The sequence below is a fragment of the Candidatus Nomurabacteria bacterium genome (assembly GCA_023898525.1).
Taxonomy (GTDB): Bacteria; Patescibacteriota; Minisyncoccia; order Phycocordibacterales; family UBA918; genus OLB19.
Map to the genome: position 1 here is coordinate 184,845 of CP060227.1, position 26,750 is coordinate 211,594.

The following is a 26,750-nucleotide window of genomic DNA, read 5'->3' on the forward strand; positions in this document are numbered from 1 at the left end:
AAAAATTGGGTATAACTTTTTAAAATACAAAAAACCGATGGATTCCATATGGAATCCATCGGTTTTTATGTTATCTATTCAGAGACTATTTCTTTTAATTCACTACCTACAACTTTAGGCTTCATCAGTGGAAATAATTGCGTCTCGCGGATTGGCTTGTCTTCCAAAATAGCAAACAGACGCTCACCAAAGCCAAAACCACAGGCTGGTGGCATACCGTGCTCAAGCATCTCTACAAACTCAAAGTCAGGCATCATCGCCTCTTCGTCACCACTCTCAATTAGTTCCTGTTGCTGATAAAAACGAGCTTTTTGTTCCAGTGGGTCATTTAATTCAGAGTAACCATTCCCAACCTCTGTACCGGCAATAATCGGCTGAAAGCGTTGGGTAGCTCCCGCTTGCCCTGGTACTTCTTTAGCTAGTGGTGAAACTAGCTTTGGATGGTTAATTAGAAAAGCAGGACCAGCAATATTTTTGCGGCAATATTTCCAAAGTGTATCGGTCAGTCTTTCAATATTATCTCCTTCATACTTAACACCCAGTTCTGACAACTTAGCTTTTATTTCTTCTTCTGAAGTTGAATTCAGATCAATACCGGTTTGTCTTTTTACTTCTTCAACATAGTCTACTCTCTGCCATTCGTCAGCTAAGTCAAAGGTGTGTTCACCGCGAGTAAATTCGGTCTTACCATACACTTCAGTGGCAATAGTACGATAGAGATTTTCTACCAAATGCATTCCATCCTCATAATCAGCAAAGGCCTGGTAAAACTCAAGGTTAGTAAATTCTTGTAAGTGATTTGGACTAGAACCTTCATTACGATAAGTGCGACCAATTTCAAATATTTTTTCAAAGCCGGCCGCCATCAATCGCTTTTGCCACAATTCTCCGACCGATATACGCAAAAAGACATCAATATCAAAATCATTATGATGAGTGGCAAACGGTCGCGCTTCCGCTCCGCCGGTTGTAATCTCCAGAGTTGGAGTCTCTACTTCAGTAAAGCCCTGTTCTTTCATAAAGTTCCTGGTCACATCCCAGAACTTTTCTTTGCGCTTAAACATTTCTCGAAGCTCGTCTTTATCCAGAAGATCTAAATAACGTTTACGAAAACGTTCGTCTTCGTTCTGTAGACCGTGGTATTTGTCTGGAAGTGGTAAAAGACTTTTACTCACCATTCGCCACGATTCAGCCATCACCGACTTCTCTCCCCTTTGGGTCACAAAAAGTTTACCGGTCACCTCGATAAAATCACCACCATCGGCTGCGTCTTTGAATAATTGAAAATCTTCAGCTGACAGTACATCTTCCTTGAAAACAGCCTGTAGTCGGCCAGTAGCGTCTTGCAGGACCACAAACATAATCGCTCCCTGCCCACGGATTATCATTACCCGCCCCACTATTGTCACAATAGTCTCAGAACTTTCTAATTCAGAAAAAGACTCCAGTGCCGTCACTATTTCATGAGTACGGTTTACCTTTGATACATAAGGGTTAATTCCCTTATCTTTTAATATCTGTAATTTCTTTAGTCGCTCGTCGCGAATCTCTTCTAGTGATGACATAATGTTGTTTAGTGTAACGGAAAAACAACAAAAATAAAAGCCCTGCATGCTAAGCATGCAGGGCTTTTATTTACAATATTACTCTACCTTAAGCACTTTATACTTCTGCTTTCCTGCCGGAGTATCGAAAGTAAATTCATCCCCCTTAGTCTTACCCATCAAAGCCTCCCCAAGTGGTGACAAGTAAGAGAGCTTCTTCTCATGAATATTAGCTTCATCAGATCCTACGATGGTGTAAGCCCTGGTATCTTTTTCCTTATCCTTCTGAATTGAAACGATTGACCCCAGCCCAACGACTCCTCCTTTCTTCTCATGAGCAACGATCTTAGCCTCTTTGATAACCTTTTCCAAGTAACCAATTCTCTCCTCAATCGCGGCCTGCATATCACGCGCCTCTTGATATTCGGCGTTCTCTGATAAGTCCCCTAAACTACGAGCGTACTCCAATGACTCGGCCACTTCCTTTCTTCTGACCGTCTTTAGGTGATCTAGTTCTTTCTTTAGTTCTTCAAACTTCTCGGCGGTTAAAAATGCTTGTGTATCGTTCATATTGTGTTTTAAAAATTTACCCAATTATACTTACTTAGCTCCGCAGGTCAAATATTTATTAATTATCTTCGTCGCTGTCTTTCTCTAAACTAAGGTATTCTGGACGATTTTTCGACATCCATTCTACCACATCACCCATAATCCTAGTGGCCCCCAGGGCGTTACTGCGTGGCGCCCTATCCATCATCAAAATAAAAGCATACTGCGGATCTTCGTACGGAAAGAATCCGGCAGCCCAAGAGTTCACATAGGCATTTCCAGAACCCACCTCGGCCGTACCAGACTTGGCAGCAATAGCTACATCCTTTCTTTCTAAAGCTCTCGCAGTTCCGCCTGGATAGATAACGGTTTTACGCATCCCCTCGTGGATGATTTTTAAATACTCCGGATTCAAGTGAAGGTCAACTGAATCTCCTTGTTTATCTTTAATGACGTGTGGTGACAATAAATATCCACCATTGGCTAGAGAAGCATAAGCTCTAAGCATCTGAATTGGGGTTACCAAAAAACCAAACTGCCCAATCGCAGTAAAATAAGTATCACCAAGTCGCCAATCATCATCAAATACTTCCTTCTTCCAGTCCGGGTCCGGCACTACTCCAATCTGCTCCTGCGCTATATTGATACCAGTCGGAGAACCTAGGCCGAATTTTCGGTAATTTTCAGCCATCTTAGTGATACCAAGCCCGGTCATAGGTGATGTAATACCAGCCTGTGGTACAGCATTTTTCGGCAAACCGCCGCCAACGATATAGAAATAAACATTAGAGGAAAAAGCAATTGCCTCCCGCATCGTCATCGCGCCATGCGCACGCCAGTCATTAAAACGTGAAGGGTTACTTGGGTTATAGGGGTTAGGAATAACAATTGAACCATTGCTGAAAACCTCCTTGTTTGGATCGATAACCTTTTCTGCGAGCGCCGCATAAGCTACAAAGGGTTTCACAATTGAACCTGGCGTATAGGCGCCACTGACAATCTTATTCAAAAAAGGCAATCGATCATCATTATTATATTTTTCGATTGTCTCAATATCATAACCATCAGCCATTACCTCAGGGTCATAGCTAGGGAAACTGGTAAGAGCAATCAATTCACCTGTATGAACATCCATAATCGCTCCGGCACCACTTCGAAAACCCGCCTTGGCACTGGACGTTGAAATTATTTGATACATAGCCTCTGATAGTTCAGCATCAATTGATAAATACAGTGGCTCCCCAGCCACCGGCTGATCCAAAGCATGTTCACTGACCACATTGTTAAGCGCATCCGTAACCACGATTCGGCTGCCATTAACCCCTTTTAGCATATCATCGTAAGCCGCCTCCACCCCATTTCGACCAATATACTCGGTTCTGAAATAAAACCCACGACTGTCTTTTTTGGGATAACTAACATAACCTAAGACCTGTCCCAAGCCCAAGCGGTCTGTATAAGCCCGAATGGGAAAATTATGAACGCCTCGATCGTCAATTTCGTTCCAAACCACCATCTCCCCCATTCGGTCATAAACAACACCACGTTCTGCAATAATTGTATCCTTATCAACCGTATTTGACTCAGCTATTTTCTTATACTCATCACCATGAACCACTTGTAAGGAATACACCTTACTAACAAAAAATAACGCGATTACGATAAAAACAAACCCGACTATATAAATATTACGTGGAGATATAGGTAATTCACGTTTACCCTCCAAACGCTCCATGTTTAAACCCAGAACATTTGAAGCATCAAATAGAACCTCGTCTAATTCCACTCGTGATTTGCGTTTTTTGTTACGAAACCATCTCATTATCGCTAGTATACATCAACAAACGAGGCTTGAGTAAATCTATAAAAAGCACCAGGGCCAGTGAGCAAATTGTAATTAGTGGTAAATGATAAAAAGCCCCAAAATAACCATCAAGCAGCACAGCCACAAACACTAGCTCATAACCGCCAAACTTAAACATATACCAGACAGACAAAACAACACCAACAATATATAACGGCGTTATCATAAACATAACTATTGCCACTAACAATAATAATCTAAGCATATTTACTATTATTAATCACTGACTGTTGTCGACGCACTCGAAGACGCAACCTCTAATACTGCTATATCTTGAGTAGCTAAAACGTCGGTAAGTGAATCAGTCAACTCGCGATTTAATTTTAACTTTTGCTCAATCTCCTCTTCTATATTATCTACAATTTCTACCTCTGTCTTTGGTTGAACCACATTTGTGTCGATTGAAACATAAAAAATACTGTTCATTGCTACCGGTGGTACAACATATCCATATTGTTCCGGCTGGGTCGGGTGATTTTCAACCCAAGCGATCTCACCATAGACCCCGCTAGTTAGGGCTGGCAACAATACCTCATTGCCAACCGTCATTGGTACCCCTTGTGGCAAACTAACCCGTGCCACCCCACCACCAACTCCCTGAATATCCGCAAATACATTTGGTCCAATTATGTAAGCAGTGGCCTCAAACCCAGAGGTGGTAAATAATTCTACAAAGGAATATTTTGGAGTCACATGACTAACAATACCAAGAACAGAGTCTAACCCGGAATACACCGGCATCCCAACTTCAAGCCCAGCCTCTGAACCTTGATCAATTTGAAGTGAATCATAGACCAAAGTACTAGGTTGAGCGATAACCCGAGCTACTATGCGCTGATTGGGAGTATCAACATTTGCCAACTTCCTCAACTGCATATTCTCCATTAACAAACGCTGGATTGTAAGTTGAGTACCGGTTTCGGTAGCGTCTTTTGCTCGCAATTCTTCCAACTCTGTCACGAGTTCCGCCTTTGAACGTAAATAAGTAGGAAAAACACCATTTGAATTTTTAACCCAGACAGTAACCACATGAAATGGATAAAGGGCAACCGAAGCCACTTGTGACGTAAGCCAAGGTAGTAACCAGCCAATAAAAATAAGCGCCGCTGCCACCAAAATCCAAGTCCGTCGTTTTTTATGACTGATATGGCGATAATTCACCTTCGTTGTCGATGAGTATTTCTTCATATTCTTCAAAATTTTCAATCACAATCCCCGTACCCCTGATTACCGAACGGAGGGGGTCGGGTACTACAATAACCGGAACCTGGAGACTTTCTTCAAGTAAAGTAGACAAGCCCGGTATCAACGCCCCACCACCACAGACATGAACACCACGCTGCATAACATCGGCCAGGACTTCCGGTGGTGTTTTTTCAAGGACAGCTTTAGTGGTTTCCACAATGCTATCAATCTGATTTACTACCGCATCTCTAACATCACTAGCAGTGATGATTACTTCACGTGGTAACCCAGTCATAACGTCACGTCCTCGAATAATCATTTCATTACCACTTCCCTCCGGATTAACTGAAGCTAAGGCAATTTTAGCATCTTCTGCCGTCTTTTCACCGACATAAACTTTGAATTGATCACGAACATAAGACGAAATAGCAGCATTCAAATGATCACCGGCCACCCGTAAATTTTTGGCCACCACAATACCATTAAGAGAAATAACCGCGATATCGGTAGTTCCTCCACCGATATCAATAATCATGTTACCGGCTGCTTTATTTATTGGTAATTTGGCGCCAATAGCGGCAGCCATAGGTTCTTCAATTAGAAACACATCACGAGCACCAGCGTTCTTAGCCGCATCTCGAGCCGCTCGCATTTCCACATTAGTGATACCAGACGGTACACCAATCAAAATTCGTGGCGGAACTAATGAACGAGTTTCGTTTTGTACTTTATTTATCAGGTAACCAAGCATTTCCTCGGTTACTTCAAAATCAGAGATCACACCATCCACCAATGGTCGCACCACTTCAATGTGCTGTGGCGTACGCCCCTGCATAGTTTTAGCCTCGATACCGACCGCCACTAACTGGCCAGTTTTCTTATTAACCGCTACTATCGTTGGCTCATTTAGTACAATACCCTTGTTTTTAACGTAAACCAGAGTATTAGCCGTACCTAGGTCAATAGCCATATCAGTTGAAACAACCGATAAAAGCTTGTTGAAATTTTGCGATAACCTACCCATTAATTTTTATTTTACTATGTATCGCTATTAGTATCAAAATCTCTATATAATTCCTCTTCGGTTAGATGTCTAACTTCTCCAGTAGCCCGGTTTACCACTTCAAACTTACCTTCTTCTTTAGCCTTCTTGCTCAACACGACCCGATACGGAATACCAATCAAATCACTGTCTGCAAACTTTTCACCAGCCCGAGTAGCTTCACGATCATCAAAAAGTACTTCAACTCCGCGCTCTAACAGATTCATATAAATACCTGTAACCCAGTCAGCTACTGCTTCGTCTTCCATATTGAGACCCACCAAATGAACCTTGTAAGGAGCGATATTTTCAGGCCAAACAATCCCCTTTTCATCGGCAAATTTCTCGACAATAACCCCCATTACGCGAGTGATTCCAATACCATATGAACCCATCCAAACCGGAAGATCGTTTCCTTCCTCAGTTTTGAAAGTCAAACCGATATCGTCAGCTTTCTGACGTCCGAAATTAAAAATGTTTCCCACCTCAGCCGTTTTGACCTTAGTTAGGTCAGATTCGGTTATTCCAAGCTTGGCCAGAGTCTCATCGTTTAAAACCTCTTCGTTTATGGCTATATCTTTTTCGCGGTTGATATATATTGCATCTTCACCGGCCTCACAAATAGTCTGAAATTCGTGACTAAATTCTGTAAAGGCACCACCAGATGCAAAAGTCACAAAAGTATCTTCACCAAGCCCTAATCTATCGTAGACACGATTATAAGCGTCTATAGTCTCTTTATAAAAAGCTTCGTGTGCATCACCATCAACACAAAAAGAATACATGTCTTTCATGACAAATTCTCGGCCGCGCATGATGCCGCTTTTGGCTCTAAGCTCATTACGTAGTTTAGTTTGAAACTGGTAAACATAAACCGGTAAATCCTTATAACTGGCAATGTAGTTTTTGAGCATTTCTCCAATCGGTTCTTCGTGACTCCAGCCGAAACCAACCTCTCCACCGGCTTTAAGCTCAGATTTAAACCACACATCAACCACCTCATCATCCCACCGACCAGTCCGCTCCCAGAGCTCCTTTCGCTGCAGAGCTGTCATAATCAGTTCCTGGCCACCAACCATGTTCATCTCTTCTCTGACAATAGCTTTTATCTTTTCGAGCACCTTAAGACCAAGTGGTAAGTAAGCATAAACCCCAGCCATTTCTTTATAGACATATCCGGCCCGTATTAACAACTGAGCATTTTTAGACTGTTCGTCAGCTGGTGCTTCTCGTCTGGTTTTGGTAAATAATTTTGATTGTCGCATAGGCAGAATTTCTAATTAGTAAAAAGACGAACAATATCGTTATAAGTAACCACGATCATTAAAAGCATCAATAGTGCAAAACCGATAAGATTTAAGTGGCCGGCCCAATTTGGGTTAATTGGTCGGCGAGTTACCGCTTCTATAGCCACAAACACCAACCGGCCTCCATCCAGAGCTGGAATTGGTAGAAGATTAATAACAGCCAGATTAAGAGAAATAACAGCCGTGAACGTTAACAAAGCTACCACCCCAAATTGGGCCGCGTCACCAACCATGTTAACAATACCAACCGGTCCAGCCACTTGTGATAAATCAGCTGTGCCAGAAACTGCTCCAACCAACAAAGAATAAAGACCGGTCACAATTTGCTCCAAACCATTAACGGTAGCAAAAAACGAGTCGACGATAGCGGTGAAAAATGAACGAGGTACAGTTTCAACTAGCGCTAGAGAGACACCGACAGCTGCCTTGCTTTCCTCTCCCGGTATTAAACCGGTTTCTGGTGTAACATTAACCGTCCCAGTGTCGTCTCCATTTTTATAATTAATACTTAATTCTTCGTCAGCATGAGCTTGAATAAATTCCGTAAAAGTTGACGGGGTCGGTTTCATCAACTCATCGTCTGCCGACCCTACGCTTAAAATCTCAGAACCAGCTGATAACTTCTCATATAGCGGACTACCTGGCAAAACACCTGAGACATACAGTACCGCTTCATCGGTAGCCACTGACTCTTCAACCGCTGTCGGCGTACCCAACATGAAAACAACGAAAAACAAAAACCAAGCAAATAAGACATTCATGGCAACGCCAGCTACCAAAACGAGGGCTTGGGCCCATTTTGGGCGCGAGCCGAAGGCTCGCGCCTTATCCACCTCATCACCAGGAATCTCTTCCAAGTTTTCCCCATAAATTTTTACAAATCCACCAATCGGCAGAGCATTAAATGAATATTCGGTTTCACCTTTTTTAATACCGTACATTTTTGGCGGAAACCCAATACCAAACTCATCCACCCGCATGCCGGTTTTTTTGGCTACAATAAAATGCCCCCATTCATGCACCAGAATAAGTACAAATAATACTAATAGGAATAAAATAATTGTCATAAATTATTTCTGCAACTCAGCTTCTTTACTCGTAAAAAGTGCTTCCAAGGCTCGATTTGTCTCCTCTACACTTTTTTGAATATCCTCTTTCATGGCAAACTTATCATCCTCACTAATTTCAGCAGCCTTGAACTGACTTTCCACTCCTTTCATAGTCTCATCTCGCACAGAACGAACTGATATACGGGCATCTTCCAATTTACTTTTAGCCAACTTTAAAAGCTGCTCTCTTCTTTCACTAGTAAGTTCCGGAAAAATGACTCGTAGACCTGAAGAATCAACAGCCAAAGAAACACCAAGTTCTGCGTCTCTGATCGCTCTTTCAATCGCTGGGATACTACTCGCATCCCATGGAGCAACTCTCAGGGTTCTCATATCTTCTATATTTACTGAACCAACTTGCTGGATCGGCATAAACGAACCATAGCTTTCAACTTTTATACTATCAAGCAAAGCCGGCGTGGCTTGACCAGTCCTAATCCCTGCATACTCTTTTACCAACCAATCCTCAACTTCTTTAAGTTTTTGTTTTAATTCATTCGTCATACATGATTTTTATTCCATTATTATAACAGTTTAACATTAAACCTATTTCAAAAGTAGAGGCAAGTTACAAGCTAATATATAGCTTTAGAAATAAGACTATCTTGTTATTTTTCAGCCCCAGGAGGCAAAAGCAAAGCCATTTCCTCCAATAACATCTTATTGGATGCACCGCGAGTATTTAGACTGGTTACCACCACCAACAAACTGTGCATAGTATCAACATCTAGACTATTAGCCCTCTTTGATAAATATTTAGCTAGGCCAACTTTTATATTAACCACCCAGTCACCTTTAGCATCCAAATTTTTACCTATTAATACAAGCCGCTGTGCGTAATTTAATTTACAGAAATCTGCAAAATCATCAGTAGTATTAGTCTCTGTACCCTGATACGACCCTTCATATGTCTGAAAACGTGACAATAGCGTAGGCAGTAGCTCCGTGTCATTACCAACCAAAAAAATAAATTTTGTAGTACTTGGCGGCTCCTCCAATAATTTCAATAAAGCCTGTTGTGCTTCGCTAGTAATTTTCTTTAAGATTACTACCAATAGCTTTGCGTCGCCTTGACCGGGTTTTAAAAAAGCCAAACGAACCAACTCCCTAGCATCATCTATACCAAAATTTTCCTTCTCAATATAGGAAATTTCCTCTATCTTAAGTTCACAAATAAGCTCCTCTCCTACTTGGCGGTTCGTCAGATTAGACCGAATTAGAAAAGCGTGATGGTCGAGCATTGGCACATTATGCTGGATTACGTTTTTTTTGTAAATCTAGAATATGCTTGATGACGCGACGTAAATACAACTCAAAAGTCTCTCCTTGCTCATAGATAATACCCTGCTCATAGCGCCAACCATTCATGTAGTCTGTGATGCTTTGTCTGATTTCTTGAGTAGCTCCCTCAAAACGACCGGCTAGTAAAAGTGGGATCTGCAACCCAGCTATCTTCTTAAAGAGAGGGTGCTCCCGTCCACTTGGGCCGGTACCAAACAGTCCACTTTTCTTGAACAGACTCCAATCCGACAATAACTGCTCTAAGCCACTGTCAATTTCTGCGGTATACAAAGGATTGGTAACGCCAGCTTCAGTTTTTGAGCTATCAGCTAAATCATTAGGTGTAAGGTTGCGCTTTCGGTCAGCCAGCGAAGGAACATTTGATTGTACCGGTAAAGTAGATTCTGCTGACGGCTGTCTTGGCGGAGTTGGTGGTGTAACCGCTACCGGAGTAACTGGGTTTGGGGCTGATGGCACAGTATTAATCTGAGATGCTGGAACATTCTCTGGTGTTGGTGAAATTGGTTCCGGCTCCACCATCGGCATAGGAGTGACCTCAACCACCGGTCTAGGTGGTATAACAGGCTCTACCGCGGCCGGGGGCGGAGTTGGTGGTGGTGTAACTACTACCGGTTTTGGTGTGACCGGAGCAACCGATTGAGAGGTAACAGGCTCAGGCGGTGTAGAAACGGGAGTTGGTGTTGAGGCTGGTTGTGGTGTAGTCTGGGCAACTTCTGAAACAACAGACGGTTTTTGCTTAGCTTGTTCTTTCATTTCAATTGCCTTTTGAACTGCTACAAAGGCAGTTTCCAATCTCTGCATTGCCACGTCTATACCTCCAACTCCACCATTCATTTTCTTCATCGCATCCAAAAGTGCGTTCATGTATTCGCGACCAACTTCATTATCTATATCTACCAAATTCACTGGATTACCAACTTTTTGGTTTACTACCGCTTTAATTTCTCGAATACGATTTAGGTAGCTTGACTGTTCTGGAGATGGTGTAGGAGCGGCGGCAGGTGTAGATGGAGCCGGTTGCACCGGTGAAGTGGTTTGTGTCGGCGGATTTGTCGACGCTGGTGAAGCCGAAGCAGGGGGCACTGGTGTGGTAGTAGCCGTGTCAGAAACTGACGGAGTAATTGGTGGAGTCACCTTCGGTATATCAGCTGGCGCAGCCATCGTAACAGGAGAAACTGTCACCTGATCAGCTTGTTTTACTTCTTCAAGAGGTTTTTGACTTACTGCAGGGGACACCTCTCCAGTCTGAGTCTGAGCTGAAGCTGGAGGAGGCACTGGCTGAGTATCCAAAGCTTTAGCTTCAGAAGCAGATACGGTTGGTTTACGAAAAGTTGGAGCTGGACGCATACTACCAAAAGGTAAGTCTGGTTCGGGAGCAGGTGCCACCTCAGGCTCTGTCGGTTTTTTGATAGCCGCCACCGGAGTAATATTGTGTGCCGAAAGTTTCTGCTCTAAAGAAATTCTTACCGACTCATCTTGCCCTCCGTTTTTATATAAAAAGACAAGGTCGCGTAATTCATTTTTTTCAGCTGAGGACAACTCACTCTGACGAATACCAGCCAAGAGAGCGGTGATACCTGCCTGTGTAGTAAAGTCATAACTTGAAACCAAGGAACCAGTTTTATCCATAACTCCTAAATAATAACATCTAGCAAATCAAAACGCAGTAACGAAGCAGTCGATAAATGTGAATTAAAAAAAATATGACCATCACTAAAGTATAGAGCTCACTTCGGATTGAAAAGCTTTCATTTCTTCGTCCAACAGTTCACAAAAATCCGGATATTTTTCACAAAGGATTTCAAAAAAGTTCTCTGCTCCCACGTTTAGATTAATAAAAGACTCAAATTCTCGAGAAGTTTCTTCAGGGGTAATGGCTAGATATTTCATTAGCGCACTTTGAAAAACCAGAGTACCTACTTCCTCCGCGAATGCCTGCTCTACTTCGCCCTGAACAGCACTTTGGTCTGATGGTGATTGCGTGTCTCCAATTTTATTGTTGTCTGTTATCATAATTTTATTTTATCTATAAACATTTTGATTAGCTAATGTTTGAGCACTATGCTCCACAACAAATCGAGAAAACAGATCAGATATCTTTGTGTTATCTGTATATTGTAGACCAGACTGCTTTAAATTATTTATTGCATCCATCCAAGCTACCGCTGCTTCGTACTTAATATTATGAACTTCACTAGAAGGAACAGTGTCTCTACCCAGGTAGTGCAGTTGACCACTTTCCGGTGCAGTATTGTTTAGCGCATGAATAAGATAGTCTCTACCGTACTGATCATATAAGTACTGCATATCACCAAACTCCTTCATGGTCATATTCCCATACACAGACATAAAGCTGTCATAATGATTCCTAGCATCAAAGAAGTCATAGGCTCCGGCATCAACTTGATTCGTTGCTTCATTTATAGCTGCGTTTAGATTTTTTTCACTACCAAAAACCTGTAGAGCATAATCCTTGTACTCTGGGCTATGGAAGAAATTGTCAGAATTATAAGTTTCCGGCGGCTGGATATTAGCCGAGACAACGTTTTCTACACTAGGTAAATTTAAATTTGTTTGATCTACTTCAAATTTCAAAACCGAGTGGATATCCCAAGCTGGATTACGAGCAGCTTCAGCCGTAAGTGCTTGCCAGACCCCAGCCTTTAATTCATATGGTGCTATACTAGGATCTTTGGCAACCAATTCAGCTGCGACAGTTTGTGCATAGTCATTCATTGCCAAGGTCACCGGAGTTGAGGTGCCGGGCTTAGTGGCAAATTCAATTAATGGTGATTCCTCGACCCTCTCAGCAATTTCACTTACTTGGATATCCGGATGATTGGCAGTAATAGGTATGACTTCTTCACTTGACCCATCCGCCACTACTTCTAGGTGACCGGAAGAAGGTGAAGTTGGAAGATCTATATCGTTTTTCTCAAGTTCAATTAACTTATTCAATTCCCCTTCTAAGGGACCTAAATTGATCTTATCTCCAGGATAAATTAATTCTGTATCATTGATATTGGCTAACTCACGCAAAACCTCATCGGCCCGAACTTTATCAAAGAGAGCGTCTAGCACTTGATTACGCTCACTTGGTGACAAATCTGCCAACTCAGACTGATACCTGTCTTCTACAATATCCCAAAGAGTATCGCCCTTTACAACCGTATGAATATTCTCAACATTTTCTACATTTGATGTAGTCTGATCTACCGCATGCTCTCGCCAAGCTTCTGCCACCTCGTTATTTAAGGCATTCTCAGCGGTTGAGTTTACCTCAGCGGTAGCCGAAGAAGCTAAGTCGGAAGCGTCGATTTTTTCTATACTACCAATCTCAACTTTAGTGATTGGACTTTCCTGCCACCAGTCAGTTTCGCCAAACTTACCCTCCAGCTTCCCAAGCAGGGTCTCGGATAGATTATCGGCTGTCATATTAGGATGAAGCGCCAACAGGTTGCTGGTATTTAGACGCAGGTAGCTTTCAACTTGTACTAGGTTTTCACCGCTTAAATCTTCCGCGCCAACCACAGACAAATCTTTAACCAGAGTACTGAATTGTTCATGACTAAAGCTATAATTAGGTACAGTAATCTTATCAACCACTTCAGTTACACCAACATTTCCTGCTACTGCTTCAGTAGCCGAAGAAGTTTCCTCACCACCAAGCATGTCAAGAATCTCAGGATTTTTATCCAAAGCTGCTGCTATTTGTTCACTGGTGGCATCTGTCGCCTTACTTACACTTTCAGAAATTTGATCAGCAGAGCCCAGATGAGACATTCCATAGCCGGTCAATCCTCCGGCTAGGAAACCGGCTCCTATAGTAGCTGCTGTTCTTTGGCTCTGTGCAGCCTTAGCTTTTCGCAATGCCTGCATTACTTCCTCTTCATAATTATCTATATCATCGACTGAAAAATCTTCGCCTTCCATAAGCTTCTCAGCTTTTGCCTCAGCTTTCCTGACCTTAAAACTCATTACCTGATCAGCACCCAAGGCAGCACCGGAGCTGATAGCCATACGAGCACCAGCCACACCAGCCGCCGCAGCACCAGCCAGTACACCCGCGCCGAGTATAATTCCCCCTCTGACCCACCACTTGGTCTTTTTAAGTTTCATCATTACTCTGCCCACCGTCTTTGCCTGCTCTTCAGTCAGAATCTCAGTTTTCTGTATATCCAACCTTTCCTTACCAGGTCGCAAAACGAACTTTTTTAAGAATGCCTGATCCACTTTTTGTTCATAGCCTGTTGGTTTAGGAGCTTTTTCTTTATTGTAGGAGGCAAGATAGGCTGCCGTCTCACTTTCAAGCTTACTCTTATGAAACTCTTCGTTCACAGACAACTTACCCCTCTCTTTCATTGCTAAGCGTAATTTCCTTGTATATTCCTTTCTGGATACTTTGTACTTATCTTCCAAGACTTTGATGTTGTCAGGTAATTTAGGCTTTAAACCAAGGAACTTTTTACCCCAATCTTTAATCTTACCAAGTCCACCACGATTAGCGTAATAATTTTTTACCGCATCTTCGTACTCTTTTTTGTTGTCTTGATATGCTTCCTTGAACGTCTTATCAGTTCCCTCAACTTTAGAAAACAAAAGATCTTGTTTAGCTTTTTGATAATCGGTTAGTTCTATTTCTTTTTCGTCTTTTGTTTTAAGTTCAACTTTTTCTTTATCGCTTAATTCAAGAGTTTCCACAGCTTCGTTATCCATGTCCACAAATTCAGCTTCTTTTTTAGTAGCGACATCACTTTCTTCAAGGTCAAAAAGTTTATCTGGAGTTGATTTATCAATATTTATAACTTCCCCTTCACTTTCGGTACTTAAGTCGTCTTCTGAACCTACTTCTGCATCAACTACACCGTCCCTAAGCTTAATCTCTTCCTGGAGAGTTGGAATTTCATCAGCCTTTGGTTCAAATTTTTCATCCGCATCTCCATCGCCACCATTTTCCTTATTATCTGTCTTCTGAACACCATCAATTTCATCATTACTTTCAACTTCTTCCATCTCACCAACTTTTTTTGACAAACTTGCAATTACAGATTCCAGCTTTACTTTTTTCTCTTCTAATTCATTACACACTTCCTCGGAAGCTTCATTTTTTACAACTTCATTAAATTCTTTTACTATATTTTGACCCTCTTCAATAAATCGTCTTACTGTGGGTGTGGGTGTGGGTGTAGGTATTTGAGATCTTGTGTTTTTAGCAACACTTTTAGCTTTATTTACTGTATTTTCAAATTTAGACTCAACTAAGCTAAACTCTGAAACAATTTCACTCTTTCTTTCTGCAAAATCCTGAACCTCTTCTGCTTTTGTATCTGCTACTTCTTTTTGATCTTCAGCACCATTTGACTTACTGGCATCTGTACGTCTGTTTTTATATTTAAAGTTTTCATCTTTTATTTTTTTAATCAAATCGTATAGACCGTACTTCAATTCTACTAATTTATCTCGAAACGTCCTAGAATTTTGTACATCACTATTACTATTATTCAGCAAATTATTAAATTCAACCTCTTTTTGTTTTAAAAGTTTAAGCTTAGAAACCAGAGTTTCTGGTAAGCCATTCAAAATAGGCTCTGGTAGACTATCTAGATCACCGCCAAAGTTAAGCCTTAAAAAGCCATTATTGAAGTTATCAAAAACTCCAGCGATTTTATTTTTTAGATTCGCATATTTATCTTCGTTTTTTTCTGGTTGAGCATTACCTTCTTCATTTATACCTTCTCTTTTTTCTTTAATCTCATCCAACTTATCTTTATTTTCTTCAATTAGTTGACTAATTGAGCTTATCGTCTCATTGAATAATCGAAAACTCCTCGGAAGTCGATTCTCTATATGATTCTTTAGCAAATTTTGATCAGATTCCCTTAGAAGGTTGCCTATGGCCATTAGGACAGAATTTGCAGTCACTATATGACTATTCATGAGATGAATAGAATCTCTTAATAATTCAGCATCTTCTTTTATTCTTTCAAACTCTTGTCTAGAATTCTCAAGCAACTCTTTTAACTCCCCTACATCATCAGGCAGTTTTTCAGCATCAATTTCTAATTTTAGTTCAACCTCATCTATCTGAGGTTCTTCTAAGGGCTCGTCTACGGGGTCAGTATTTACTTCTACACCTGAATCTTGCTCGACTGTATTATCGCCATTAGACCTTTCAACCGTTTCTGTATCAGAGTTTTCATTTGATTCATTTTCGCCAACATCCTCAACAATCTCAGCGTCCACTATTTCGGCTCCAGGTTTATTAGCTTTTTGAGACAAACTTTCTATTCTCATAGACAAATAATTATTGGTTTAATCATACCACACCCTATAAAACCAGCGGCGTCTCTTTAGCATACCGTGCGGATATCTCAGCTTCGACCTCAGCCCGCGGACGGCCGTGGGTATGATAACTTAATTCGATCATTTCATTGATTCTGGTGAGATCAGTCGGTGGTGGTGGCATGGTCTTAATATTGAAAGGCTTGGTCGGTGTGCCGTTGGCCAAAATACGCACCAAGGCATTGCGGTTTGGAATATTCATTAAATTGCTGGCATTAAATGGTGGTGAGAACTGATGTTCCAGGAACTGAGCATCCTCGGGACCAACCCGAAAAGCCGCCATTGAACCCACGTTGCCAAACACAGCATCTTTAATGTTGGGATCAAGCTGGGCAATAAATTGATGAGCAATAGTGAGGCCAAGCTTATACTTACGCGCCTCAGACAAAATCGCCGATATGGAATTGGTTGAGACATTCTGAAACTCATCCATATGGAGATAAAACGGTGCAAACCCTCGAGTTGGATCATCCACTCGAGACAATGCCGCCATCAGTATCTTGCCAACAATTATCATACCAATCAGATTGGCATTAATTTCTCCCAATCGACCTTTCGATAGATTGACTAAGAGAATCTTACGTTCGTCCATTACCTGCCGGAAGTTAAAGGCTGATTTTTGTTGCCCGATGATTGGCCGCATGTAGTCATTGGCGGTAAAAACATCGAATTTAGATACGATATAAGGCACAATATTCTCAAGCGACGCTTCACCACCAGCCTTTGAAGCAATTTCCCGCCAAAACTGTACAACCACAGGGTTGGTAGCCTTTTCTAGTTTCATTCGACGATATTTAGCGTCGGCCATAACTCGCGAGATATCCATCAAAGTATTGCCGCTGTCAGGGTCTTCCATGACTAACAAAGTGGCGTTACGGAAGTATTGTTCAAACATTGGCCCCATTGACTCCGGATTGGCTCCGTAGAGCTTTTGGAAAATTGAAAACAGCTCATTGACCACAAAGGTCTTCTGCTCCGGCTTGGTAATATCATACTCAAGCATGTTGAGTGCGAGGATGCGGTCGAGTCGCGATGGGTCAAAGTAAATAACATCCTGTTCTCGCTCTTTTGGTACCGCACTGAGCACATCCTCAATATCGGTTCCATGAGGATCTATCATACACACACCATCACCCCGCAAAATATCTTGCGTTATCATATTTTTCATTAGCGTGGTCTTACCAGTACCAGTCTGTCCAATGATATAGAAGTGTCGCAAACGGTCTTCGTTGGTTATGTAGATTTCACGTTCTGAATTGCGATGATTATTTATACCAAGCAATGTTCCTTCGGTTGGCATGTCATTGGGAGCCGCTGCCGTGTTGGCATGCGATTGTTTAAACTGCGGTGAAGATAGAACACCATTACCTGGAAAATGAATCAAAGTTGATAATTCAGTCAAGTTGAACGGAATAATCGCTTTAGTCCAAAATTCGCGAAAAGCAAAAGCTTTCTGAAGTGATTTAAGACTTCCTTTGGCCCGCTTAGGCGCAAAACTATTACCATCAACCAGATCAAATTGATTGAAGGTAGATTCAATCTCTCCTAAAATTTGCTCGGCTCTAGCGCTGTCTCGAGCTGAAACTGCTATCCGAATATTTGTTTCTACAATCTCTGACTTGACCTTTCGGGAGAATACTTCAATTTTATCGGACTCTATGGTCGATGATGAACCTTCACCCTCTTTTGGTTTTTTGCTAAAGATTAAATCAGACAAAGAACCCATAATCTCACCACCAATAGTGCTACGCGAAATTGCCTCACCCGCTTTCATACCTTTCTGCATGTTTTTGATCACTTCGCTGTAACTTTTGTTGTATTTTTTTTGCGGATAACGCATCAAAAACTGCACCGCCGCACCGCCGCCTTCGCGCTCAATTTTAGAAAAAGCATTTAAAATAACCGCCAGCGGATCAGAGGTAAAGCCGTCATGCGTACGAATTGGGTAAATTGGATGCTTTTTTAACTTTAACTCACTGATCAAAGTTACTCCTTGATCAACAAAGATATTATAATCATGCGCCTGCACTGTCAGTTCAGCGTGTGGAAACAGCGACAATACCTGCTTTTCAAATAAGGTGACAAACTGATTAGGAACCGCAACATAAAATACGATATCATCACTAAAATCCGCCACCGCAATCTCAATAGCAAAATGATTGTGCGACTGCTCCGAACCAATATTTCTAAGGCCGGCAAACAACTGCTCCATCATCCCGATCAGCTCTGATAACTGATATTCTCGCCCATCAGCTGCTTTAGTCTCCGGTAAAGTTAGCTCATAAAGTGTCATATGAAGTAGGTGCCAAGTCGGCATCCCCTCTTTTATATCCTGAATATTTACCCCAGACCGAATTTGCTCCACCAAACGACGATGGACTTGGTCGATAATGTAGGCGTTGTCGGTTTTTTCTAGAACCGACAACGCATTTCTAATCCCTTTTTCTAGCGCAATATGTACTATTTCTTCCACCGGATCTGCCGCTAAAGCCACCTGCTCGCTGGCCACCGCCACATCAGCTTCAGCAAATTTGTGTTTAGGATCAAGGACTGACCTAGGAGTAAAAGAAGCGTATTCTCTAATCTCCTGCTTACCAACAGTTTCGATATCAGCCTGGTCTACTTCCGGACTACGAGCCAAAAGCTCGCGCTCACGCGCCGCAATTTGCTCACGCAGATAACTAATCTCCTCTTCCGGAGAAGTGAATTTCTTAGGTATTCCCTCTGGCATAGCCACATTGTATCTTAGTTTTGACACATAAAAGCAAGACTATCCCCTTAATAGAACTGCCCCGCGCCTACGGCGCGGGGCAGTTCTATTAAGTCACTATCGTTTAGCTAGCACTGTCCGTTTGTAGGTATCAAGGTGCTCTAATGCAATACCAGTACCGGTAGCCACACAAAAGAGTGCTTGGTCGGCCAATTGCGCCTTAACACCGGTACGCCGCTTGATTAATTCGGGAAAATTGCGCAACTGTGAAGTTCCACCAGTCATTATTATTCCACCATCGATAATATCCGAGGCTAGTTCCGGAGGAGTGTCTTGAAAAACATCCTTAATAGCTTTGACCATTTCTCGCAATTCTCGGCCAATTGCCCGCACTACTTCATTGGTACGCATCTCGGTAGTACGCGGCAAACCAGACAAGACATCACGCCCTTTAATATCCATCACCAACTCCTCTTCCAAGGGCAAGGCCGAGCCGATAGTTATCTTAATTTCTTCAGCCGTTTTTTCACCAATAGATAAATTGCGAGTTTTTTTCACATAATCAACAATCGCTGTATCTATCCGGTTACCGGCGCATTTAACTGAGTTGGAAGCCACGATACCTCCCAAAGAAATAACCGCCACATCGATCGTACCACCACCAATATCAATAATCATATGCCCCTGCGCCTCATAGATCGGCACCCCAGCCCCAATCGCCGCCAATATCGGCTCTTTTACCACATAGGCGTTCTTGGCCCCCGCCTTGATTGTCGCTTCCACCACAGCCCGTCTTTCGGTCGAAGTGACTCCCGCCGGCACTGACACCATCACATCCGGTTTAAAAATATTGAATCGACCAAGGGCTTTGCGCAAAAAGTAGCGAAGCATAGCCTCAGTCACCCGATAGTCCGCAATTACTCCATCCTTCATCGGACGGTAAGCACGAATCGTATCTGGCGTACGACCAATCATCCGTTTTGCTTCAGCTCCAACTGCCACCACTCGGTTATCATCAGACACCGCCACCACCGATGGTTCGTTTAGTACAATCCCGTGACCAGGTACAAACACCAGAATGCTGGTAGTACCAAGATCTATGCCAATTTTTGGGTTCAAATTATTCCAGGCCATGTTTTGGGTATATATTACCTTCTTTCTCGAAAACAACAAAGGGTGGGCTAAAAAAATACCAAGGGTAACCCTAGGCAAGCCTGCCTAGGGTTACCCTTGGTATTTCCCTTGGTATTTTTAGCCTTGGTATTCTACACTCTTTGACCACTAGCACCGTATAGCATATATGCTATACTGTGTTTCTATGTTAAATATTGGACACAAGATAGCAGACTTACGAGAAACCAAGGGTATTACTCAGACCGAATTAGCCAAGACATTAAAAACCACCCAAAGTGCCGTAGCCAGAATGGAAGCTGGCAAGCAAAATATCAGCGCTGACATGCTCAAACGAATCGGTAAGGCGCTAGGCAAGAATCTGATCACTCTCTCCCCTGGTACAGTAAATGTAGAAATTGAAGGTGGACACAAACTAAACGGTACTATAGAAACCAACACCTCTAAAAATGGCGCTGTTGGCCTACTCTGTGCCAGCTTACTAAACCGTGGTACCACCACCCTGCACCGCATGCCCCGAATTGAAGAAGTACATCGCATCGTTGAAGTTCTAGAGAGCATCGGTAGTAGAGTTGAGTGGCAAGGTAGCACCATCACGATTACTCCACCCAAGAAATACCAACTCAACAAAATTGACGTTGAAGCTGCCAAGCGAACCCGCAGCATTGTCATGTTTATCGGTCCACTAATTCATCATTTTGCAAAATTTAACCTACCACAATCCGGTGGCTGCAAACTCGGTAGCCGCACCGTCAAGCCGCACTTTTTCGCCTTAGAGAACTTTGGTGTAAATATAAAGGCCACAAATGACAGCTTTGAAATAACTAAAAGCAACAAGAGACCTTCAGAAGTCATCCTTTACGAATCAGGTGACACGGTTACTGAAAACGCACTGTTTGCCGCCGCCTTGACTCCTAACACTACCGTCATCAAATACGCCACCGCTAATTACATGGTGCAAGAAATCTGCATCTTTCTTCAACTACTAGGCGTAAAGATAGATGGCATTGGCACCACCACCCTAACCGTTACTGGAATATCAAATATTAATAAAAATGTTGAATACACCTTATCTGAAGACCCGACCGATAGTATGTTTTTCTTGGCTGCCGCTATCGTCACCAACTCAGCTATCACCATTACTCGCTGTCCGATTGATTTTCTAGAACTGGAGCTCTTAAAACTAGAAAAAATGGGCTTTAAGTACACTAAGTCCAAGCCTTACTTATCGCACAATAATTTCACCAAGCTGGTTGATATTACGACAAAACCATCAAAACTGGTCGCTCTTCATGAAAAAATTCACCCTTCTGTTTACCCAGGCTTAAACATCGACAACCTTCCCTTCTTCGCCGTTATCGCTACGCAAGCTAAGGGTCAAACCCTGATTCACGACTGGGTCTATGAGAAACGCGCCATTTATTTTACCGAACTCGAAAAACTAGGAGCTGACACCGTACTAGCTGACCCGCACCGCATCTTTATCACCGGACCAACCGAACTCAAAGCTAACGAACTTATCTGTCCACCTGCCCTCCGCCCGGCTACCATCCTTCTCATTGCCATGCTTGGAGCCAAGGGTCATAGCGTGCTTCGCAATATCTACAGCATCAACCGTGGTTACGAAAACCTAGTAGAGCGCCTCGCTTCGCTCGGCGCTCAGATTAAGTACTTGGATGAGTTTTAAGTTTGACAGAAGATATTATTCATGTTATTTTCCAACAGTCTTGTAATTTAATTTGTTTTTTTGAGAGGATCTTTAAATGAATACTAATGATATTAAACGTGTTTCAGCATGGACGATTTTATTAACATCCCTTGTGATAGCAGTTCTGCTGGCCTACATAACCACAGAAATGTTAAAGTTTGGTGGATTGATAGTCCTGTCTCTGATTCTATACTTATTAAAAACAAAAACCGAAAAGTACCTTGACAAACTCGATGATGAAAAACAACCTGGTTTTCACGACCTTCTATATATCTTACCGATATCTATCCTAACTTTTATCGTCTCTATGTTTATTTTTTATATATACACCACAGACGACAAACAGATAGTTGAAGCCCTTGAAGTTATAAAGTATTACACAATCAAATAGAACTACTAGCAGCTCTAGACCCTCCCGCCCATAAAAAGCGGGAGTTTGTTTTACTTCAAAACTCCCAAACCTTACAACTCCCCGCCATTTTGATACAATACTCCTCACATGTTCGTAATTCAGGTAATTCCCCTCATCAAAGCCACCAAAATCAACACCCTGACCTACTTCAGTAGCGTCAATTACGAAATCGGCACCATCTTATCAGCGCCAATCAGAGGCAAAAGTCACCAAGCTATTGTGATTTCGAGTAAGGACGCCTCTGACTACAAGACCACCCTCCGCAATGCCTCATTCACCCTTCGCAAACTTCCCGAACAACAAAACACCACAACCGTACCGGCCAGTCTTCGCCAAACAGCTGAGAAACTAACCGAGAGCTATCCCAGCTCACTAGGAGCCATCATGTATCAACTCCTATCACCCGACATTAGAAACGGCAACTATCAATACCCCACAGTCTCAGCCTTAACCCATCAAGAGGAAACGATACCGCAAATCCTCACCGCTACCACCACCGAACGTTACGTAGCCTACCGCAGCTACATCCGTAGCACTTTGGCTAGACGTGGTTCGGTGATGTTCGTAGTTCCTAATTCAGCTGATCTAGAGTACGCCAAAGCCAACCTCTCTCATGGGATTGAAGATAGAATCGTTATTTTTTCACCCTACCAGTCAAAGTCAGAAAGAAAGAAAGCTTACGCCGCCTTTGAAGACACTAGTATCGCTAAAGTGATTATCACAACCACCAGTCACGCTTATTTGGACCGAGTTGATCTGCTGACCATAATTATGGAAAACAGCGCCAGTAATCTGTATAAAGACCGTACTCGTCCCTACCTAGATCACCGCACTGCTCTTACTACCTTATCGAAAATCACCGGACGCAGTGTGTTACTGGGCGATATTTTACCGCGCAGCGAAGATGAGCATTATCGTCGTCAGGATCTGTTCATTACCTACAACGAGGAAACCAAGCGCATCCCCTTTTCCAGTCCGATTACCATTATCGAACAAAAAGACAAACCTTCACCCGACCTACCTTTCATGTTATTTTCCCCGGAGTTGAAAAGGCGTGCTATCAGTGCCCTAGAAGGTCGAGGACGAGTCTTCATGTATGGAGCCAGACGAGGTATTGCGCCTGTCGTAGCCTGTGTTGACTGTGGTTTTATTTTTCGTTGTCCTGACTCAAACACTCCCTACTCTCTAATCCGTACTTACAACAAAGCCGGTGAGGAAGATAGGTGGTTTGTTTCTAGCACCTCCGGTCGACGCGTACGCGCTTCTGACACCTGTACCAACTGTGGTTCATGGCGGCTAAAGCAACGCGGCATTGGTATTCAGCACGTTTTTGATGAATGTGTGGCTAACTTCCCAAACAATAAAGTACTGTTATTTGATAACCAGACCGCTTCCACCAAACGTCGCGCTAGCAAAATTATCGACGAATTCTATTCTGACCGAGGCACGATACTCGTTGGTACACAAATGGCTTTAGCTTATCTGAGTCAAAAAGGAATAGACCTAAGCGCCGTAGTATCGCTGGACGCTGCCCGCTCCAACCCAACCTGGCGGGCCGACGAGGAGATTTTCCGTCTTTTGCTACAACTACGGGATCTTTCCCATAAAGAAGTGTTGGTCCAAACCAGAACAGAACCAGACGATTTAATGCATTACATAAAAACCGGCAGTCTAGAAAGTTTTTACAACGATGAGCTGGCCTTGCGTGAAGCGTTAAATTATCCCCCATTTTCAACCTTTATCCTAATGAGTTGGACCGGCAACAAAGACTTTATAGCCACGACCGAAAATACCATTAAGTCACTAACCAAACCGCACGAGGCGTTTTTCTATACCAATCCTAATTTCGGCAAAGATAAATTCTTACGCCATGCTTTATTTAGACTACCAGCCAAAAGCCAAGCTCTTAAAGATTTAATCAAAGTCAGCAGCGAACTTCCTCCATACGTACGAATAGAAATTGACCCTAATCGCATTGTCTAGGTTAGAAAAATGTGTTATTTTTCGCATTATAACTATGTCAAAATTAGTACCAGAAAGTCACACCGCCCTGCATATTATTTCAGAGGAAGTTACACCTGAAGAATTTACTGATGGCACAGTAAAAAAAATACTAAAAGGCATGCGTGCCGCGATTAAAACCTACGAAGTAGATGGTTTTATCGCTGTAGCTATCGCCGCGCCGCAGATTGGTGTGGCCAAGCGTATTTTTCTAGTTGAAGACCAAACTCAAAAGAAAAGCGAGGACGAGGAAGATCGACTTCCCACCTTAGTCGCTATTAACCCAAGAATAATAAAAACCTCTAAGAAAACCCACCTGGTCGGTGAAGGTTGTCTGTCAGTAAAAGACCGCTATGGTACAGTCCGCCGCGCCACCAATGTCACCTTTGAAGCCTTGGACGAGAACGGTGAAAAATACACCAGAGGAGCTGGTGGACTCTTGGCGCAAATAATACAGCACGAATACAATCACTTGGACGGAATCCTTTTTGTCGATGTGGCAGAAAAAGTCTGGGAGAAAAAAGACAATGAACCAACCAATGAAGAAAACGATGCAGAATAATCTTAATCTAAAAATTACCTACTTTGGCGGTGAACCGCTGTCAATGCCGGTACTAGAAGAATTGAAAAAGTCAGGAATCCTCCCTAACTTGGTTATTTGCAACCCCGATCGACCAAGTGGCCGAAAAAAACAGCTTACTCCCCCGCCAACCAAAGTTTGGGCAGAAGAAAATGGTATCGAAGTTTTCCAACCAGAAAGTTATAAAGACGAAGATGTTAAAACCAAACTAGCGTCTGGAAATTTCGACCTGTTTGTCGTGGTGGCATACAACAAAATCTTACCTAAGTGGCTAATTGATCTACCCAAATTTAAAACCATCAACGTTCACCCATCACTTCTTCCAAAGTTACGTGGCCCGAGCCCGATTCGTAGTGCTATTTTAAACGACCAGCGCGAAACCGGCGTTTCCATCATAGTCCTAGACGAAGAAATGGATCACGGACCAATTATCGCCCAAGCTAAAGTGACTATACCATCAGAAAAATGGCCGATTAGCGGCACCGAACTGGACATGACCTTAGGACAAATCGGTGGCAAACTCTTAGCCAAGACGATACCAAACTGGACTTCGGGCAATATTACACCTACAGACCAAGACCACAGCCAAGCAACTTTATGTACCAAAATCACTAAAAACATGGGTGAGTTGCAGCTCGACCCATACAACTTGCCCAAAGGAGAAGGAGCCTATAAAGCCCTTCTAAAAATCCGCGCTTTTGCTGGCTGGCCGGAAACTTTTTTTATATACAATGACAAGCGTTTTAAAATCAAAGAGGCTGTGTTGACTAACTCTGGTCAGCTTGTAATCAACAAAATAGTACCAGAAGGAAAATCCGAGACTGATTTTTCAGCTTATTTTAAGTAGAATTTAAAAATAAAAGCCGCGTCGAGCAAATTTGCTCGACGCGGCTTTTATTTTTTAAATTTCTCCTCCTGACCGCATCGCTTCCTTTATTTCTCGACCACCCTTTTTCATTAAAGTCTGTCGCTTACTACTATCCTTATTTAACTCCCGATCAAGCTCCTCCTTAACTTCATCGATAGCGTTTTCAAAAGTATCTTTAGTTGCTTCCGCGCGGTGCATTTTTCCACTCAACCATAGATTAGCTTCAACTCTGTATATATCACCAGTATTATGTGAAGCGATTTTTTCAAATTCTACTTCACACTTCAAATCAGTTTCATCACCAATATATTTCTCTAGAGAAGTAAACTTTTGCTCAACCAGATCGTGAAGTTTTTCTTCAACCGTTACATTTGTGTTCCTGAATATTATGTTTGAGAATGACATATTTTTTTCTTAATTCTTATACCCTACATCTTTACATCAAAAATTTTGTTACCCGAGTGATGTCCAGAGACAATCCTTACCGCTTTTACACTTACCCCGAGGTTTTCTGCCAGCAATTCTCTGACTCTCTGATTGGCTAAATTTCTTTCCGCTGGCGCTTTAACTGCCATTTCATAAACCAACTCACCTGTTTTCTCTACTGTCTCCTTTTTGGCTTTTGGTGTCACCCGCACCTTTACATACATACACTAACCCTCACAAGAGACACAGGCGCTGTCACTAATGTGTATACGAGGTCGAGCCGGAGTAGCAGCCGTCTTTCCATAGTTAGTTTGCAAATGTGCCACTATATCATCGGATTCGTGAAGGGCAGCTTCTTTGTCAGTGTCTATCAAAAATGGAGTTTGTGAGCTATTCCCTTTTTCTTGAAGTTCAGCCAAATTAGCCGACTCAGTCACATCTTTTAGTTCAACCTCTAGATCCAAACGGTCAATTACCGCCAGTACTCGACGGCAAAAAGAACAATTGGGTTTATAGTAAAGTGTAAGCATACAAAACATTAAACTTGTAACTCGTTCATTATACTACATCTCATAAAGTTGAACACCAGTTGATAAATACACCAAAATAGAGCTTATGCCCCGCAGCTACGCTGCGGGGCACCCACCATCCCTCCACACAAACACATGCC

At 42.5% G+C, this 26,750-nt stretch carries 23 protein-coding genes; 5 read left to right on the plus strand and 18 right to left on the minus strand.

The window, feature by feature from the left end:
* Window positions 1-74 precede the first annotated feature (74 nt).
* The 15 genes from lysS to H6779_00865 form a co-directional block, all read right to left on the minus strand.
* Window positions 75-1,565: a lysine--tRNA ligase gene (gene lysS / locus H6779_00795; GenBank protein ID USN87967.1), complete on the minus strand. Its 1,491-nt coding sequence runs from the start codon at window positions 1,563-1,565 to the stop codon at window positions 75-77.
* Window positions 1,566-1,643: 78 nt separating this feature from the next.
* Complete coding sequence (gene greA, locus H6779_00800) at window positions 1,644-2,114, minus strand: transcription elongation factor GreA (protein USN87968.1); 471 nt, start codon at window positions 2,112-2,114, stop codon at window positions 1,644-1,646.
* 58 nt (window positions 2,115-2,172) lie between these two features.
* Entirely contained in the window at window positions 2,173-3,915 is a 1,743-nt protein-coding gene (locus H6779_00805) for a hypothetical protein (protein ID USN87969.1), read from the minus strand.
* Window positions 3,899-4,123 carry a hypothetical protein gene (locus H6779_00810; protein USN87970.1) on the minus strand — a complete coding sequence of 75 codons (225 nt, stop codon included), beginning with the start codon at window positions 4,121-4,123 and terminating at the stop codon, window positions 3,899-3,901. Before H6779_00810 ends, H6779_00805 begins: the two co-directional genes overlap by 17 nt.
* 50 nt (window positions 4,124-4,173) lie before the next feature.
* Window positions 4,174-5,145, minus strand: a complete 972-nt coding sequence (locus tag H6779_00815; protein ID USN87971.1) for a rod shape-determining protein MreC — start codon at window positions 5,143-5,145, stop codon at window positions 4,174-4,176.
* Window positions 5,093-6,166, minus strand: a complete 1,074-nt coding sequence (locus tag H6779_00820; GenBank protein ID USN87972.1) for a rod shape-determining protein — start codon at window positions 6,164-6,166, stop codon at window positions 5,093-5,095. Before H6779_00820 ends, H6779_00815 begins: the two co-directional genes overlap by 53 nt.
* Window positions 6,167-6,180: 14 nt before the next feature.
* Window positions 6,181-7,449: a prolyl-tRNA synthetase gene (locus H6779_00825; protein USN87973.1), complete on the minus strand. Its 1,269-nt coding sequence runs from the start codon at window positions 7,447-7,449 to the stop codon at window positions 6,181-6,183.
* 11 nt (window positions 7,450-7,460) lie between these two features.
* The gene (rseP, locus tag H6779_00830) at window positions 7,461-8,558 is read right to left on the minus strand and encodes an RIP metalloprotease RseP (protein USN87974.1); all 1,098 of its coding nucleotides are present in this window, start codon (window positions 8,556-8,558) and stop codon (window positions 7,461-7,463) included.
* Window positions 8,559-8,561: 3 nt separating this feature from the next.
* Window positions 8,562-9,104, minus strand: a complete 543-nt coding sequence (gene frr / locus H6779_00835; protein USN87975.1) for a ribosome recycling factor — start codon at window positions 9,102-9,104, stop codon at window positions 8,562-8,564.
* A 104-nt stretch (window positions 9,105-9,208) separates the two neighbouring features.
* Entirely contained in the window at window positions 9,209-9,841 is a 633-nt protein-coding gene (locus tag H6779_00840; protein ID USN87976.1) for a hypothetical protein, read from the minus strand.
* Between the two features lie 7 nt (window positions 9,842-9,848).
* Window positions 9,849-11,531: a hypothetical protein gene (locus H6779_00845; GenBank protein USN87977.1), complete on the minus strand. Its 1,683-nt coding sequence runs from the start codon at window positions 11,529-11,531 to the stop codon at window positions 9,849-9,851.
* An 84-nt stretch (window positions 11,532-11,615) separates the two neighbouring features.
* Window positions 11,616-11,915, minus strand: a complete 300-nt coding sequence (locus H6779_00850; protein USN87978.1) for a hypothetical protein — start codon at window positions 11,913-11,915, stop codon at window positions 11,616-11,618.
* Window positions 11,916-11,924: 9 nt separating this feature from the next.
* Entirely contained in the window at window positions 11,925-16,196 is a 4,272-nt protein-coding gene (locus tag H6779_00855) for a hypothetical protein (GenBank protein USN87979.1), read from the minus strand.
* A gap of 34 nt (window positions 16,197-16,230) precedes the next feature.
* Window positions 16,231-18,975 carry a type IV secretion system DNA-binding domain-containing protein gene (locus H6779_00860; GenBank protein USN87980.1) on the minus strand — a complete coding sequence of 915 codons (2,745 nt, stop codon included), beginning with the start codon at window positions 18,973-18,975 and terminating at the stop codon, window positions 16,231-16,233.
* A 96-nt stretch (window positions 18,976-19,071) separates the two neighbouring features.
* Entirely contained in the window at window positions 19,072-20,088 is a 1,017-nt protein-coding gene (locus H6779_00865; protein USN87981.1) for a rod shape-determining protein, read from the minus strand.
* A gap of 184 nt (window positions 20,089-20,272) precedes the next feature.
* Between H6779_00865 and H6779_00870 the strand changes: the two genes are divergently transcribed.
* The 5 genes from H6779_00870 (at window position 20,273) to H6779_00890 (ending at window position 25,633) form a co-directional block, all read left to right on the plus strand.
* The gene (locus tag H6779_00870) at window positions 20,273-21,772 is read left to right on the plus strand and encodes a UDP-N-acetylglucosamine 1-carboxyvinyltransferase (GenBank protein ID USN87982.1); all 1,500 of its coding nucleotides are present in this window, start codon (window positions 20,273-20,275) and stop codon (window positions 21,770-21,772) included.
* 169 nt (window positions 21,773-21,941) lie between these two features.
* Window positions 21,942-22,184: a hypothetical protein gene (locus H6779_00875; protein USN87983.1), complete on the plus strand. Its 243-nt coding sequence runs from the start codon at window positions 21,942-21,944 to the stop codon at window positions 22,182-22,184.
* A gap of 108 nt (window positions 22,185-22,292) precedes the next feature.
* Window positions 22,293-24,188: a hypothetical protein gene (locus tag H6779_00880; GenBank protein ID USN87984.1), complete on the plus strand. Its 1,896-nt coding sequence runs from the start codon at window positions 22,293-22,295 to the stop codon at window positions 24,186-24,188.
* A gap of 34 nt (window positions 24,189-24,222) precedes the next feature.
* Complete coding sequence (def, locus tag H6779_00885; protein USN87985.1) at window positions 24,223-24,768, plus strand: peptide deformylase; 546 nt, start codon at window positions 24,223-24,225, stop codon at window positions 24,766-24,768.
* Complete coding sequence (locus H6779_00890; protein ID USN87986.1) at window positions 24,758-25,633, plus strand: methionyl-tRNA formyltransferase; 876 nt, start codon at window positions 24,758-24,760, stop codon at window positions 25,631-25,633. Before def ends, H6779_00890 begins: the two co-directional genes overlap by 11 nt.
* A gap of 54 nt (window positions 25,634-25,687) precedes the next feature.
* Here H6779_00890 and raiA read toward each other — a convergent pair whose 3' ends face one another.
* From raiA to H6779_00905, 3 genes are read right to left on the minus strand one after another with little or no spacing between them, the layout of a single operon-like run.
* Window positions 25,688-26,059: a ribosome-associated translation inhibitor RaiA gene (gene raiA, locus H6779_00895; GenBank protein USN87987.1), complete on the minus strand. Its 372-nt coding sequence runs from the start codon at window positions 26,057-26,059 to the stop codon at window positions 25,688-25,690.
* 23 nt (window positions 26,060-26,082) lie between these two features.
* Window positions 26,083-26,304 carry a DUF167 domain-containing protein gene (locus tag H6779_00900; protein ID USN87988.1) on the minus strand — a complete coding sequence of 74 codons (222 nt, stop codon included), beginning with the start codon at window positions 26,302-26,304 and terminating at the stop codon, window positions 26,083-26,085.
* 3 nt (window positions 26,305-26,307) lie between these two features.
* Window positions 26,308-26,610 (minus strand): glutathione S-transferase N-terminal domain-containing protein, encoded by a 303-nt coding sequence (locus tag H6779_00905; protein ID USN87989.1) that lies wholly within the window; start codon window positions 26,608-26,610, stop codon window positions 26,308-26,310.
* Window positions 26,611-26,750: the final 140 nt, after the last annotated feature.

Coding starts and splice junctions, on each gene's coding strand:
- lysS (USN87967.1), bottom strand. CDS start 1,565: ATGTCATCACTAGAAGAGATTCGCGACGAGCGACTAAAGAAATTACAG.
- greA (USN87968.1), bottom strand. CDS start 2,114: ATGAACGATACACAAGCATTTTTAACCGCCGAGAAGTTTGAAGAACTA.
- H6779_00805 (USN87969.1), bottom strand. CDS start 3,915: ATGAGATGGTTTCGTAACAAAAAACGCAAATCACGAGTGGAATTAGAC.
- H6779_00810 (USN87970.1), bottom strand. CDS start 4,123: ATGATAACGCCGTTATATATTGTTGGTGTTGTTTTGTCTGTCTGGTAT.
- H6779_00815 (USN87971.1), bottom strand. CDS start 5,145: ATGAAGAAATACTCATCGACAACGAAGGTGAATTATCGCCATATCAGT.
- H6779_00820 (USN87972.1), bottom strand. CDS start 6,166: ATGGGTAGGTTATCGCAAAATTTCAACAAGCTTTTATCGGTTGTTTCA.
- H6779_00825 (USN87973.1), bottom strand. CDS start 7,449: ATGCGACAATCAAAATTATTTACCAAAACCAGACGAGAAGCACCAGCT.
- rseP (USN87974.1), bottom strand. CDS start 8,558: ATGACAATTATTTTATTCCTATTAGTATTATTTGTACTTATTCTGGTG.
- frr (USN87975.1), bottom strand. CDS start 9,104: ATGACGAATGAATTAAAACAAAAACTTAAAGAAGTTGAGGATTGGTTG.
- H6779_00840 (USN87976.1), bottom strand. CDS start 9,841: ATGCTCGACCATCACGCTTTTCTAATTCGGTCTAATCTGACGAACCGC.
- H6779_00845 (USN87977.1), bottom strand. CDS start 11,531: ATGGATAAAACTGGTTCCTTGGTTTCAAGTTATGACTTTACTACACAG.
- H6779_00850 (USN87978.1), bottom strand. CDS start 11,915: ATGATAACAGACAACAATAAAATTGGAGACACGCAATCACCATCAGAC.
- H6779_00855 (USN87979.1), bottom strand. CDS start 16,196: ATGAGAATAGAAAGTTTGTCTCAAAAAGCTAATAAACCTGGAGCCGAA.
- H6779_00860 (USN87980.1), bottom strand. CDS start 18,975: ATGCCAGAGGGAATACCTAAGAAATTCACTTCTCCGGAAGAGGAGATT.
- H6779_00865 (USN87981.1), bottom strand. CDS start 20,088: ATGGCCTGGAATAATTTGAACCCAAAAATTGGCATAGATCTTGGTACT.
- H6779_00870 (USN87982.1), top strand. CDS start 20,273: ATGTTAAATATTGGACACAAGATAGCAGACTTACGAGAAACCAAGGGT.
- H6779_00875 (USN87983.1), top strand. CDS start 21,942: ATGTTAAAGTTTGGTGGATTGATAGTCCTGTCTCTGATTCTATACTTA.
- H6779_00880 (USN87984.1), top strand. CDS start 22,293: ATGTTCGTAATTCAGGTAATTCCCCTCATCAAAGCCACCAAAATCAAC.
- def (USN87985.1), top strand. CDS start 24,223: ATGTCAAAATTAGTACCAGAAAGTCACACCGCCCTGCATATTATTTCA.
- H6779_00890 (USN87986.1), top strand. CDS start 24,758: ATGCAGAATAATCTTAATCTAAAAATTACCTACTTTGGCGGTGAACCG.
- raiA (USN87987.1), bottom strand. CDS start 26,059: ATGTCATTCTCAAACATAATATTCAGGAACACAAATGTAACGGTTGAA.
- H6779_00900 (USN87988.1), bottom strand. CDS start 26,304: ATGTATGTAAAGGTGCGGGTGACACCAAAAGCCAAAAAGGAGACAGTA.
- H6779_00905 (USN87989.1), bottom strand. CDS start 26,610: ATGCTTACACTTTACTATAAACCCAATTGTTCTTTTTGCCGTCGAGTA.